This window comes from Nocardia sp. NPDC051570, from assembly GCF_044454005.1.
Taxonomy (GTDB): Bacteria; Actinomycetota; Actinomycetes; order Mycobacteriales; family Mycobacteriaceae; genus Nocardia.
In genome coordinates this window covers 16,432-29,331 of record NZ_JBITDI010000010.1, presented here as the reverse complement: position 1 = coordinate 29,331, position 12,900 = coordinate 16,432, and the positions used below count along the sequence as shown (strand labels likewise).

The window sequence follows — 12,900 nt, the reverse complement described above, 5'->3', positions numbered from 1 at the left end:
CGAAGGAGTTCATCCACAGCATGTCCGGTACCCGCCGCTTTCACCTCCTCGCGCAGACCACCGCTGTCTGCGCCGCCCTGCTGCTTCCGGCAGTATTCGCGACCACGACCTCCGCGGCCCCCGTCGCGAGCACGGAAACCACCACCCATCTCGGTCACGGCAAGAACACCGCGATGACCGACGAAGGCTCTGTCACACAGGGCAAGACGAAGAAAAACGGCAAGACGAAGTCACAGAAGGGCACCTCGGATGCTGACGGCGCCAACCTCGGCGAAGCCCTGAACACCCTCAAGGGCGCCCTCGGCGCCGGCGGAAACTCCACCGGTACCGACGGAAACTCGACCGCCCCCGGCAATCCCGACCAGCCCATGCCGAAACTCGACGACCAGCAACTGTCCGACCTCGGCAAAAGCCTCGGCTCCTTCGCCAGCGGCTTCATGGCGTCCTTCCAGGCGCCGCCCCGGCCCGCGGAATAACGCGAAAGGCCCCGGCGCCCAGCGCCGGGGCCTCGGGCGGAAAACTCAGTTCAACCCGGCATAACTGTGCAGACCCGACACCACGATGTTGATGATGAACAGATTGAACAACATCGCCACGAACCCCGCGACATTGATCCACGCGGCCTTGGTTTCTCGCCAGCCGGAGGTGGCGCGGGCGTGGAGGTAGGCGGCGTAGATGACCCAGGCGATGAAGGAGACGGTTTCCTTCGGGTCCCAGCCCCAGAAGCGGCCCCAGGCGGATTCGGCCCAGATGGCGCCGAGGATGACGCCGCCGCCGAAGATGGGGAAGCCGATGATGGTGGTGCGGTAGGCCAGGCGGTCCAGGGTGCGGGCGTCGGGGAGGCGGCGGGCGATCCTGCCGAGGATGTTGTCGGATTCACTGCCCTCGGGTTCGCGCAGACGCAGCAGGAACAGCAGGCTGGCGACGCCGGAGAGCAGGAAGATGCCGCTGCCGGTGCTGACGACCGTGACGTGGATGGGCAGCCAGTAGGACTTCAGGGCGGGGACGACGGGGGCGGCCTCGGCGTAGAGCACCTGGCCGGCCAGGAACATCAGGATCAGGACCGGCACCAGCAGGAAGACCCACATGGACCGGTAGCGCCGCTCGCGCATGAACGCCACGCCGGTCACCATCGCCGCGGCGGTGGCCATGGCGATGAATTCGTACATGTTGCCCAGCGGGAACCGATGGGTCGCGAAGCCGCGCAATACGATCGACGCCAGATGCAGTCCGATCGCCACGAACAGAACCGCGAAGCCCATATTGCCGAAGCGTTCGGCCGTGGAGCGGGTGGGTACGGGCTCGATGCGGCCCGGGCCGGCCGGACGATCCGAACCGCCCGCGGGCACCAACTCGCGCGCCGCGGTCTCGTTGGTGCGCGCGGAGGAGTACTGCACGATCAGCAGCGCGAGCACTAGGACATAGACCACCCACGCCGACTTGAACGCCAGATTGCTGTAACCGGCGAGAGTCTCGTCGATCGGCATGTTCACTCTCCCGTGCTCTGCGAATCGCCCATCAATCGTGTGCGCAGGCGGTCGAACTCGCCGCCCCATCCGGCCTGATCGGTGCGGGCCAGACCGCCCATCTCTACTACCGTACGTCGTTCATCGGGCCCGCGGGAGTCCGGGTAGGCGCGCAGCCACACTCGCCGGCGCTTGACCAGCAGCGATATCAGCAGTCCGGCCATCATCGTCAGCGCGCATGCCAGTACCCAGCCCTGTGCGGGATCATGCGAAACCTGCAGATTGGCAAACTGTTTCGCACCGTCGAAGGTCACCTTGGTGCCGTCGGACAGCGTGGCCGACTCGCCCGGCTTCAGGTTCACCCGCTGCTGTTTGACCAGTCGCTGCTGCTTGATCATCTCCGGATCCAGTGCGAACAGCGACTGCGGGCGGCCGGTGTCCAGGCCGGTCTCGCCGCGGTAGATGTCCACGGCCACGGCCGGATCGGTCAGCGCGGGGTAGGAGGAGGTCAGCAGGTTGCCGTGCAGCAGCGCGGTCGGAGCGAACAGGCCCTCGATCGCGATCTGGTGTTTGCGCCGCTCGTCCTCGCTGGAATACATGCCGCCGGGCGGATCGAAGCGCATGACGCCGCTGGACAGGAAGGTGGTGGCGTCGTCGGGACGCCACTGCACGGTCTCCGAGCGGGTCTGCCCGTCGGGATAGGTGACGGTGAAGGTCGGCGCGTAGCCGTGTCCCTGCAGGTAGACCCGGTCGCCGGAGACCCGCAGCGGATGATTGACCTGTATCGTGGTGTCACGCCAGGTATTGCTCGCCACATCCGCGCCGGCCTGATAGGAGATGTTCGCGGTGAACATCTCGGCCTGCCCGTTGGGCAGATAGTCGGCCTTGAAGTCCTTGACCCGCACACAGACCGGCGACAGCCCGGTGCCGTCGTTCACCCGGCCCGCGCGGAAGGAATCGAAGGCCGCGGTCGAGGTGGTGCAGAAACCGGGCCCATTGTCGGCGACCACGATGACCGTGCCCTCGTAGCCGAACAGCTTGCCCACCGCGATCGCCACGAGCAGCCCCACCAGCGCCAGATGGAACACGATATTCCCGAGTTCGCGGAAGTAGCCCTTCTCCGCCGAGAGGGTCACCTCGTCGCCGGAGGTGCGCTCGACGACCCGCCAGCCGCGAAGATCCTTGTGCGCCTTGGCGATCACATCCGCGGGCGCGGCGGTCACGGTCGTCGAATGGTGATGCGGCAGCCGTGACAGGTTGCGCGGCACCTTGACCGGCGGCGTGCGCAGCGCCCGATAGTGATCGAAGACGCGCGGCAGGATGCAACCCACCAGCGAAATGAACAGCAGCGCGTAGATCGCCGTGAACCAGAAGCTGGAGAACACGTCGAACAGCTGCAGTCGATCCATCCATGGACCGAGCGTCGAGCGGTCGGCGATGTACTGATCGACCTTCTGCGCGTTGAGACTTCGCTGCGGCAGCAGGGCGCCCGGAATCGCCGCGAGCGCCAAGAGGAACAGCAGCATCAGCGCGGTGCGCATACTGGTCAGCCCGCGCCAGGTATTGCGCAGCAGCGCGAACGCGCGGCGCGGCAGCGACTGCCGCGGCGCTCGGGCAGGACTCTGGTCGGGTGTTGTCATCGTTGTGGTCATGTCAGATAGGCAAAGTCACTCGAGAGACGAAAACGTTGCGCACCCACCCGACGAACTGGTCCCATTCGCCGGTGACCAGCGCGATACCGACGGCCACGAGCAGGATTCCTCCGATCACCTGAATGGTGCGCGAATTGCGGCGCAGCCAGCCCACGCCCCGGAGCGCGCTGGCCGAGCCGAACGCCAGGATCACGAACGGCAGGCCCAGGCCGAGACAGTAGGCCACGATCAGCACCACACCGCGCGCGGCGGTCGTGCCCTCGGTGCCCGCCGAGACGGCCATCACGCCCGACAGCGTCGGGCCGAGGCACGGGGTCCAGCCGAGTGCGAAGACCGCGCCCAGCAGCGGGGCGCCGACGATGCCGGTCAATCGCCGCGGATGCATCCGGGTATCGCGCTGCAGCGCCGGAACGAGGCCGAGGAACACCAGGCCCATCACGATCGTGACCACACCGCCGATGCGTTGCAGCAGTTCACGATTCACATTCAGGGTCTGGATGACACCGAAGACGGTCACCGACGCGAGCACGAACACCACGGTGAATCCCGCGACGAACAGTCCGGCCGCCCCCGCCACCCGAGCCCGCGCGGCCTTCCGCACGAGCGCGGCCTGCGCCCCCTTCGCCTCGGCGACGGTCACCGGCGGCGCTTCGCCGCCCACGAGTCCGGCCAGATACGACAGATATCCGGGCACCAGCGGCACCACACACGGCGAAGCGAACGACACCAGCCCCGCCAGCACACAAGCCCCCAGCGCCAACACCAACGGCCCCGTAGCCGCGGTCTCCTGAAACGTATCCCCCACAGAAGCCAAGATCACCAATCCCCGCACCCTTTCTCGCGCTTCGCACCGGCTGTGGACGCCCGCAAGGGGTGCGAAGCGTCGGAAGGGGTGCGGCGATGGGGGGTCACTGGGGGGGCTCCGCGGCGATGGTGTCGATGACCGGTTGGAGGTCTTCGGCCAGTAGGGGGCGTAGGAAGACCGCTGCCACGCGGTGGTGGCGGTCCAGGATGAGGGTGGTCGGGATGACGCTGGTCGGGAACTTCCCGCCGAGGGCTAGCAGGGTGCGCAGTTCGGGATCGTAGATGGACGGATAGCCGACGTGATTGCTGATCACGAAGTCACGGGCCTTGTCCTGCTGCGGATCTCGGACGTTGATGCCGAGTACGGTCACCCCGCGCGCCCTGGACTGTTCGTAGACCTTCTCCAGCGCGGGCGCCTCGGCGCGGCACGGGCCGCACCACTGGCCCCAAAGATTCAGCACCACAACCTGATTCGGGAAATCGTCGACCGAGATGGTCTTGCCGTCGGTCATCAGATCCGGTCCGGCCAGCCTGCCGATCGTGCCGCGCGAGGCGGGCGGGTCGTAGAAGATCCGGGTCTTACCGCCGGGCGAGACGAAATCGAAGGTGCCTCCGGTAGCGACGGCATCCTTACCGGTCGAACAGCCGGTCAGCGCCGCGATCAGGGCGGCGCAGGCGAGCAGGATCGGCCACACGCGCCGAGCGGCCCGTGGGGCCGACCCCGCGGACCTACCGAGCAGCCGCCCGATCACGCTCCCGTCACCCGCGGGTCCGAACCACCGGCGGGTTCGGAGTAAACGATATCGATGAGCGTATCCCCTTGGTACACAAGGGAAGTCATCGATGCCAGCGAGCACTGCCGCTGCCGCGGATCGTGCCAGAGCCGCTTACCCTCCAGGAAGCGCCGCAGCGTCCACACCGGCAGCTGATGCGAGACCAGCACCGCCTCATGTCCGGCCGCCTCCACCCGCGCCTTGTTGACCGCGGCCAGCATCCGGTGCGCGATCTGCAGATACGGCTCGCCCCAGGACGGGGTGAACGGATCACGCAGCTTCCACCAGTGCCGCGGCTTGCGCAGTGCGCCGTCGCCGACCGAAACCCGCAGGCCCTCGAAGGTGTTGCCCGCCTCGATCAGATTGTCGTCGGTCCGGATGAGCAGACCATGCTGTGCCGCAATGGGTTCCGCGGTCTCCTGCGCGCGCTGCAGGGGCGAGGCCACCACCAGCGTCAGATCGTGATCGGTCAGCGAACGCGCCACGGCCGCGGCTTGCGAGCGGCCCGCGACCGACAGGCTGAATCCGGGCAGCCGCCCGTACAGGATCCCCCTCGGGTTGTGCACTTCGCCGTGGCGCATCACGTGCACGATGGTCTCGGGGACGGGTTCGGTTGGGTCCGAGGATGATTCGGGGTGTCCGGGATCACTCACGCGCTGGGTCCTTCGGGTGTTGCCGCGGCCGCGGCCGCCGTGGCGGCGGGTAGGGCGGCGGCGATTCGGTCGAATGCGTCCTCGTCGAGGGCGGCGGAGACGAACCACGCTTCGAATGCGCTCGGCGGCGGATAGACGCCGCGGTCGAGCAGGGCATGGAAGAACGCCGGGAACCGCCAGGTCTGGCTGGCTTTGGCGGCGGCGTAGTCGGTCACCGGACGATCGGCGAAGAACACGCTCACCATATTGCCCGCGAATTGGACCGAATGCGCGAGGTCCGCGGCCGTCAGGGCCCCGGTGAGCAGGGCGCCCAGGCGTTCGGCATTTCGATCGAGCGTCGCGTACACCTCGTCGTCGGCGGCGCGCAGGGTGGCCAGTCCGGCCGCGACCGCGACCGGATTTCCGGACAGCGTGCCCGCCTGATAGACCGGGCCGATCGGGGCGAGGCGGTTCATGATGTCGGCCCGGCCACCGAAGGCCGCCGCGGGCAGGCCGCCGCTCATCACCTTGCCGAAGGTGTAGAGATCCCCGGCCACGCCCTCGAGGCCGTACCAACCCGCCGGGCTCACCCGGAAGCCGGTCATCACCTCGTCCATGATCAGCAACGCGTCGTGCTGTTCGGTCAGTCGCCGCAGGCCCGCGTTGAATCCGGGCAGCGGCGCGACCGCGCCCATATTCCCGGCCGCGGCCTCGGTGATCACGCAGGCGATCTGATCCGGATACTCGGCGAAGGCCGCGGCCACCGCGTCGAGGTCGTTATAGGGCAGCACGATGGTGTCGGCGGCCTGTGCGCCGGTCACGCCCGGCGAGGTCGGCAGGCCGAGCGTCGCCACACCCGAGCCCGCGTCGGCCAGCAGCGCGTCGACGTGACCGTGATAGCAGCCGGAGAACTTGATGATCTTGCCGCGCCCGGTGAAGCCGCGGGCCAATCGCACCGCGCTCATGGTCGCCTCGGTGCCGGAGTTCACCAGCCGCACCCGCTGCACCGGCTCGACCCGCGCGGCGATGGCCTCGGCCAGTTCGATCTCCGCCTCGGTCGGCGCGCCGAACGACAGCCCGCTGCCGGCGGCGCGGCGCACGGCCTCCACCACATCGGGATGGGCGTGGCCCAGGATCATCGGACCCCACGAGCAGACCAGATCGACATAGTCGTTGCCGTCGGCGTCGGTCAGGGTGCAGCCGCGCGCCGAGGAGATGAATCGCGGTGTACCACCGACGGATTTGAACGCCCGGACCGGCGAGTTGACCCCGCCGGGGATGACCGCGGCGGCACGGTCGAACAGTCGGGCGGAGACCGGCACCCTCACCTGGGTCGCGCGCGGAGAAGAACTCACGGCACCCAGTGTCGCAGCCCGCCCGCGACCGGTCGACGACAGGGTGTAGTGCGGTGAGTCACCGCACTACGCTCGGCAAACTCACCATCGTGACGAAAACCACAGCGGCCGAACGCAACCGCAACACGCCGGAGCCGGTTTCGCCTCAGATCGATCGCTGATCGATTGCTGATGCGTACCCTCGGAGCCATCACACGTCGACGGCCGGGAGGGATTTCATGCGAACCATCTTGTTCGGCGCCACCCTGTTCACCATTGCGGCCACTGCCACGCTAGGTGGGGTCGGCACCGCCGCGGCCGTGACCCCGATCGCCACGCCCGACCAGGGCCGCATCGGCATCACCTTCTCCCATGACGAGACCGCCGCCCTGGCCGACGGCCCACTGCCGGCGCTGATCGGCATGATCGTGCCGCCGACTCGAATGGGTGCGGGTCTGCGCCCGGATACCCAGCTGTACCGCGACGACAACGGCGGCATCCACGCCACGCTGCGGCAGGTGATCCAAGAGGCCTCCGAACATCCGGACGGCACGGTGACGCTGTATCTGGACGCCCCGGGCAGCCACGGACCACGCCTGGTCGATATCTACCAGCGCTGGAGCTGAGCGCTCATCGCGTCCGGCCCGCCCAGCGGGCCACCAGATCGACCAGGGCCACCCCCGCCACGGCCACCAGCAGGGCGGCCGCACCCAGCCACGGCCCGACATAGCGGGTGGCCTCGAAGGCGGGCAGATCGCCCGACGCCTCGAACGCGGTGGTGTGAATCCCGTTGCGCCAGCTCGGCACCGCCGCGCCCAGGCACAGCACGATCAGCGCCACGTCGACGACGATCCACAGCCGTCGCATCAACGCACCTCCTCGTCGCCCTCGGGCAGCCGGTCCACGGCCGCGGTCAACTCCTCGCGCAGTCGGAGATGATCACGCGCCCAGGCCTGCACGATGCCGCCGTCGCGCAGTTTCAGGCCGATGCCCTTGCGCCGCCGCGGGACACCGGTGAGTTCGCCCAGTGCACGGGCCGATTGCCAGGGCTCATCGTCCCAGGCGTCCTCGTCCCGTTCGGGTAGTACGCGGTCGATCGCGCTCAGCGGCAGCACCTCCCCGCCCTCGCGCAGGGTGGTGTCGGTGAGTTCCACGCTGACGTGCCGACGGCCCGCGATCACCTGCAGCCAGACGAATCCGGCCAACAGCGCGGCGCAGAAGACCAGGCCGAACCAGTGCACCTCACCGCGCAGCACAAGCTCGAGGATCAGCACGACCAGACAGAGCAGCGGGCCGTAGGCGATCGTGCGCCAGCGGGCGCCGGGCTCGGTGAACAGAACGGCAGGCGCGGCGTCGGTCATGCGCGCGCGGAATTCAGCCGACGGCACTCGGAATCAGCAGACCGGCCAAGGTAAGCAGGCCGAACAGAATGAGCAAACTCAACACCAGCACATCGCGCCGAAGGCTTTGCGGCTGCTGAATCACCACGCGCATCAATGCCTCCGCTCTCCCGGAGCGGGCCACACGACGCCATCCGAAGATCAACGCCCGGGCCGCGGCTTCCGGTTCCCAAGTCCTCTGTGACAACCCTCACGATACATCCTGGGCGGTCCGCGACAAACTCGGCAGCTTGTCTCACCGAATGTTCATCCGGAAGTAAGCCTCGGATTCCATTCGATGGCACAGAAATACGGCCCCACCCGCGAGTACGGCCTGCAGGATCGCTGCCGCGCCGGTGAGCATCTGCATCGTGCCGGTGACCGAACCGAGTCCGAACAGCGCGCCGAACGCACCCAGTACGAGCACCGCGGCGGCGACATCGAGCACCGTACGCGCCCACAGCTTTCCGTGGCGCGCCTGGAACACCACCGCGACCGCCCCGGCCGCGAGCCCCAGGCCGAAGACCACGATCACCACCTCGAGCAGGGCGACCATCATCTCGACCTCGGCCAGACCGGCCTGCGGTTCCTGCGCATGCACCTGGTCGTAGAGCTGACGCGCGAGATCGTGCCGCCCGGCGAAACGCTCGATCGCGCCGAGGATCAACCGCAGCACCCCGAAACCCACGACACCCCACCACAACTGACTCGCGGTGCGCACATCGGTCGGCATCGTGATCGGGCCGGTCGGGCCCGGCGGAGGTAATGGATTCACGACAGCCAGTGTGCGGCCTCGGTCGCCCAGTAGGTGAGCACGATATCCGCGCCCGCCCGGCGGATCCCCGTGAGCGATTCCAGAATGGCGCCGCGCCGATCGATCCAGCCGCGTTCCGCGGCCGCGGTGATCATCGCGTATTCACCGGAGATCTGATAGGCCGCCACCGGCACATCGGATCGGTCGGCCACATCGCGCAGGATGTCCAGATACGACATGGCCGGTTTCACCATGACGATATCGGCGCCCTCGGCCAGATCCAGCTCCAGTTCCCGGATCGCCTCGCGGCGATTGGCCGGATCCTGCTGATAGGTGCGGCGATCGCCCTGCAGCGAGGAGGCCACGGCCTCGCGGAACGGGCCGTAGAACGCCGAGGCGTATTTGGCGGTGTAGGCGAGGATGCCCGCGTCGAGATGTCCGGCGGCATCCAGCCCCGCACGGATCGCGCCGACCTGGCCGTCCATCATGCCGCTGGTCCCGAGCAGATCTGCGCCCGCCTCGACCTGGGCGATGGCCATATCGATATAGAGCTCGAGGGTGGCGTCGTTGTCGACCGAGCCGTCGGGCGCCAGCACGCCACAGTGGCCGTGGTCGGTGAATTCGTCCAGGCAGGTATCAGCCATGACGACGGTGGCATCGCCCACCTCCTCGGCCAGGGCGCGCAGGCCGCGGTTGAGGATGCCGTCCGGATCGCTCGCCCCGCTGCCGGTCGGATCCTTGTCCTCGGGCCGAGGCACGCCGTACAGCATCAGGCCGCCCACACCGGCGTCGACAGCCTCGACCGCGGCCTTGCGCAGCGAATCCATCGAATGCTGCGCGACGCCGGGCATCGAGCCGATCTCGCGGGGCTCGGCCAGTCCGTCGGCGACGAACATCGGCAGCACCAAATGCCTTGGTTCCAGCGTTGTTTCGGCCACGAGGCGGCGCAGCGCGGGGGTACGACGCAACCGCCGCGGGCGGTCCATTCCGGTCATGAACCGCACGATACGCCCCGCTAGCGGGCGTGTCGCAGGCACCTCGGTCCCGGGGTGACCGGGCATACTCCTGGCAAGGACGACCCGGGAGCAGGCATGTCCGAGCCAGACGAACAGTCTTCATCCGACGACCCCGCGCTACGCGCGCTGCGGGCCGCGGCCGAACGCGGGGATCCGGCGGCGGCCGAACTACTCGCCCAGCGACTGGCCCAGGCGGGCGAGCGGGGCGAGGCCGAGCGCTGGCTGCGGCACGCGGCCGAACTGGGCAGCGCCGTCGCCCTGGGTCGGCTCGGCGAGTCGGCATGGGCGGACGGGCGCGTCGCCGAGGCCCTGGAATGGCTCGAACGGGCCGCGTACACCGGACTCACGGCGGCCGAATATCAGCTCGGCGCAATCCATCTCGAACGCGGCAATCTGGACGCGGCCGAGCCGTGGCTGCGCCGGGCGGCCGAGGCGGGATTGCCGGAGGGGATGTGCAATCTGGGCGCGCTGGCCGATCGACGCGGCGACGACGACCAGGCCGAGTATTGGTACGGCCGGGCCGCCGAGGCCGGAAACCCTACGGGCATGCGCAATCTCGGCCTGCGGCTCGCGCGCCGCGGCGAGATCGACCGCGCCACCGAACTTCTCGTCGAGGCCACGCGGCGCGGGCGGGCGGATGCCTTCGCCGTACTCGGGGCGATCTCCCTGGAACTGGATCGCGCCGACGAAGCCGAGCGCTGGCTGCGGCTCGGCGCGGATGCCGATGACGGCGAGTCCATGTTCCATCTGGCGCTGTTCCTGGACGCGGAACCCACCGATCCCGTGGCACGGGCCGAATCCCGGCTCTGGCTCGAGCGCGCCGCCGCACTGGGATATCCCCGCGCACTGGACGTTCTGCACGATATGTGACGCGGCGACACGCGATTTCACAGTCAATGCACAGGAATTCCGCTGCGGCCGTGAAATGATTCGCACCACCAACCATCATTGCGGCGAGTTTCGCCGAGGGACAGGTGCTTCGGGAACTGGGCGACCAAGCGATGTCGAATACGGCGTAACTCCAGGATGTTCGGTGGATCATTCCAGCTGGAACGTGTTTCACTCAGCCGAAGGGATTACGTTCAGGATGCCGAAACCTCGATCGCATAAGGGTTCAGCCCGACTGTCGCTGGCAGTGGCGGCAGTTGTGGCCGTCGCACAACTGGTATCGATCGGAAACGCGTCCGCCGACGACAACAATGGGCAGTCGCCGTATCCGGTCTTCCCGCAGCTACCGTTCCCGGTGCCACCACCCGTTCCGGGATTCGATACCGGCGTGCTCGGGCACTATCCCGGCCACGATCCCGGATTCTATTATCCGGCAGGCGATATCGTTGCCTCGAAGCAACCGGGCGAGATCATCGCGGCCCGGGAAATGGTGCCGTCGTTCTTCTCGCTGATTCCCATGGACGTCGACGGCTGGCAGATCTCCTATCGCTCCAACAACAGCCGGGGCGAACCGATCGCCGCGATCACCACGGTGCTGAAGCCGCGCGGCAGCAGGCCGACCAACCTGCTCTCGTATCAGGCCGCGGAGGATTCGCTGGCGCCGCATTGCGCGCCGTCCTACTTCGTCCAGCAGGCCTCGATCCCGCCGAACTACGCCGGTACGGTCGAGCCGAGCCTGGAAATGCTGATCCCGCTCTACGCGCTGGCACACGGATATGCGGTGTCCATTCCCGATCACGAGGGCCCGCAGAATGCCTTCGGCGCCGGTCCGCTGGCCGGACAGATCGTGCTGGACGGTGTGCGGGCTGCGGAGAACTTCGCCGCGATGGGATTGGAGCGCGGCCGCGATACTCTGGTCGGCCTGGTGGGTAATTCGGGCGGCGCGATCGCCGCGGGCTGGGCCGCGGAACTGTGGGACAGCTACGCACCGGAACTGAAGGTCGTCGGCGTGGCCGAGGGCGGCACACCCGCCGATATGACCACCATGGTCGATCTCGCGAACGGTCAGTTGGCGGCCGGACTCATCTATGCGGGCGTGCTCGGCGTGGCGCGCGAATATCCGGAACTCGACCAATACTTCCAGCTGCATCTCAATCCGCTGGGCAAGGCGATGATCGGCCCGACCAGCACGGTGTGCATGGGATGGTCGGTGACGGCATTCTTCCCCTTCCTGAATATCAAGGGGCTGTTCGATGTTCCGGATATGGTGCGCGAACCGGTGCCCGCGGCGGTGCTGTCGAAACTCAAGATGGGCCGGAACACTCCGAAGACACCGATGTTCATCTATCACTCGAATCCGGACTGGGTCGCACCGGTCGGCTCGGTGAACGAACTCGTCGACAACTACTGCCGGGATCCCCAGGCGCGCGTGGAATACAACCGCACGCACGCCAACGAGGGCTTCAGCCTGTTCGTGATGGCGCAGCCGCGCGTAATGTCCTGGATGAAGGATCGGTTCGACGGTGTTCCGGTCGCCGACCACTGCATCCGCAACGATGTGGCGGGCATCGCCCTCGAGGGTGAGGCCAAGGACCGGTTCGACGAGCAGGTCGGCCCGCGCGTGGTCGCGATCGCCCAGCAGGCGGTCGACGCCGCGAGCCGTCAGTAGTCACAGCACGATTCGTCCCGCGTCCCCGGCCAGGCATCCGCCCGGTCGGGGACGCGTTTTTGTCGGTGCCCCCGAGTAGAATCGAAGATGTGTTCGAAGGGGATTCGCCGGAATCCCCGACCCGAGGGGAGGATCTCGTGGCCACCACATCGACGATCATCGATCGGCCCTACGCGCCGCTGGAAAAGCGCCGCCTGCCGCCGGGCCGCCCGCGGTCCTGGTACGTCACCCACAACCGCAGGCTCAAGGCCATGCGCCTGGCCATCGCCATGCTCGATTCGGGCACCTACCGCGCAAGCCTGGCCGATAACGAAAAGATCCGCCGCACAGCCGACCTCGTCGGCATCCGCCCACCCTCGGACAAGACCTGCCGCCTGGTCCGCGACCTGATGAGAACCCGGAGATAGCTGTGTTTGTTTTGCCTCCGCTTCGCTCCGGCGGGGTGGGGGGCCGGCGGGGGGGGGGGGGGGGGGCGCGGCGCGCCCGCGGGGGGGGGGGGGGGGGCGGGGGCACGACCACCCACCCCCCCCCCC

15 protein-coding genes are annotated in these 12,900 nt (G+C 68.0%); 5 read left to right on the top strand and 10 right to left on the bottom strand.

What is annotated here, in order from left to right; genetic code table 11:
• Nucleotides 1-20: 20 nt before the first annotated feature.
• Nucleotides 21-476: a hypothetical protein gene (locus tag ACIA76_RS24830; RefSeq protein ID WP_397154595.1), complete on the top strand. Its 456-nt coding sequence runs from the start codon at nucleotides 21-23 to the stop codon at nucleotides 474-476.
• A gap of 45 nt (nucleotides 477-521) precedes the next feature.
• Here the strand turns inward: ACIA76_RS24830 and ccsB are convergent, their stop codons facing one another.
• The 6 genes from ccsB to hemL form a co-directional block, all read right to left on the bottom strand.
• A complete protein-coding gene (ccsB, locus tag ACIA76_RS24825) occupies nucleotides 522-1,487 on the bottom strand; it encodes a c-type cytochrome biogenesis protein CcsB (protein WP_397154593.1) in 966 nt (321 codons plus the stop codon).
• A gap of 2 nt (nucleotides 1,488-1,489) precedes the next feature.
• A complete protein-coding gene (locus ACIA76_RS24820) occupies nucleotides 1,490-3,118 on the bottom strand; it encodes a cytochrome c biogenesis protein ResB (RefSeq protein ID WP_397154591.1) in 1,629 nt (542 codons plus the stop codon).
• A 1-nt stretch (nucleotide 3,119) separates the two neighbouring features.
• Nucleotides 3,120-3,941, bottom strand: coding sequence for a cytochrome c biogenesis CcdA family protein (locus tag ACIA76_RS24815; RefSeq protein WP_397154590.1), 822 nt, complete (start codon nucleotides 3,939-3,941; stop codon nucleotides 3,120-3,122).
• Nucleotides 3,942-4,026: 85 nt separating this feature from the next.
• Entirely contained in the window at nucleotides 4,027-4,617 is a 591-nt protein-coding gene (locus tag ACIA76_RS24810) for a TlpA disulfide reductase family protein (RefSeq protein WP_397154589.1), read from the bottom strand.
• Nucleotides 4,618-4,670: 53 nt separating this feature from the next.
• The gene (locus tag ACIA76_RS24805; protein WP_397155057.1) at nucleotides 4,671-5,276 is read right to left on the bottom strand and encodes a histidine phosphatase family protein; all 606 of its coding nucleotides are present in this window, start codon (nucleotides 5,274-5,276) and stop codon (nucleotides 4,671-4,673) included.
• Nucleotides 5,277-5,344: 68 nt separating this feature from the next.
• Entirely contained in the window at nucleotides 5,345-6,682 is a 1,338-nt protein-coding gene (gene hemL / locus ACIA76_RS24800; protein WP_397154588.1) for a glutamate-1-semialdehyde 2,1-aminomutase, read from the bottom strand.
• 218 nt (nucleotides 6,683-6,900) lie between these two features.
• On the opposite strand from hemL, the gene ACIA76_RS24795 reads away from it, so the two are divergent.
• Nucleotides 6,901-7,287, top strand: coding sequence for a hypothetical protein (locus tag ACIA76_RS24795; protein ID WP_397154587.1), 387 nt, complete (start codon nucleotides 6,901-6,903; stop codon nucleotides 7,285-7,287).
• 4 nt (nucleotides 7,288-7,291) lie between these two features.
• Here the strand turns inward: ACIA76_RS24795 and ACIA76_RS24790 are convergent, their stop codons facing one another.
• The 4 genes from ACIA76_RS24790 to hemB all read right to left on the bottom strand — a co-directional run bounded on the left by ACIA76_RS24790 (nucleotide 7,292) and on the right by hemB (nucleotide 9,789).
• On the bottom strand, nucleotides 7,292-7,528 hold the full coding sequence (locus ACIA76_RS24790) for a hypothetical protein (protein ID WP_397154586.1): 237 nt from the start codon (nucleotides 7,526-7,528) through the stop codon (nucleotides 7,292-7,294).
• A complete protein-coding gene (locus ACIA76_RS24785) occupies nucleotides 7,528-8,022 on the bottom strand; it encodes a hypothetical protein (protein ID WP_397154584.1) in 495 nt (164 codons plus the stop codon). The genes ACIA76_RS24790 and ACIA76_RS24785 overlap by 1 nt, the downstream gene beginning before the upstream one ends.
• A 274-nt stretch (nucleotides 8,023-8,296) precedes the next feature.
• Nucleotides 8,297-8,815, bottom strand: a complete 519-nt coding sequence (locus ACIA76_RS24780; protein ID WP_397154582.1) for a hypothetical protein — start codon at nucleotides 8,813-8,815, stop codon at nucleotides 8,297-8,299.
• Nucleotides 8,812-9,789, bottom strand: a complete 978-nt coding sequence (hemB, locus tag ACIA76_RS24775) for a porphobilinogen synthase (RefSeq protein ID WP_397154580.1) — start codon at nucleotides 9,787-9,789, stop codon at nucleotides 8,812-8,814. The genes ACIA76_RS24780 and hemB overlap by 4 nt, the downstream gene beginning before the upstream one ends.
• 96 nt (nucleotides 9,790-9,885) lie before the next feature.
• On the opposite strand from hemB, the gene ACIA76_RS24770 reads away from it, so the two are divergent.
• The 3 genes from ACIA76_RS24770 to ACIA76_RS24760 all read left to right on the top strand — a co-directional run bounded on the left by ACIA76_RS24770 (nucleotide 9,886) and on the right by ACIA76_RS24760 (nucleotide 12,774).
• On the top strand, nucleotides 9,886-10,680 hold the full coding sequence (locus tag ACIA76_RS24770; protein ID WP_397154578.1) for a tetratricopeptide repeat protein: 795 nt from the start codon (nucleotides 9,886-9,888) through the stop codon (nucleotides 10,678-10,680).
• A gap of 265 nt (nucleotides 10,681-10,945) precedes the next feature.
• On the top strand, nucleotides 10,946-12,367 hold the full coding sequence (locus ACIA76_RS24765; protein ID WP_397154576.1) for a lipase family protein: 1,422 nt from the start codon (nucleotides 10,946-10,948) through the stop codon (nucleotides 12,365-12,367).
• 89 nt (nucleotides 12,368-12,456) lie between these two features.
• Nucleotides 12,457-12,774, top strand: a complete 318-nt coding sequence (locus ACIA76_RS24760) for a hypothetical protein (protein WP_397154574.1) — start codon at nucleotides 12,457-12,459, stop codon at nucleotides 12,772-12,774.
• Nucleotides 12,775-12,900: the final 126 nt, after the last annotated feature.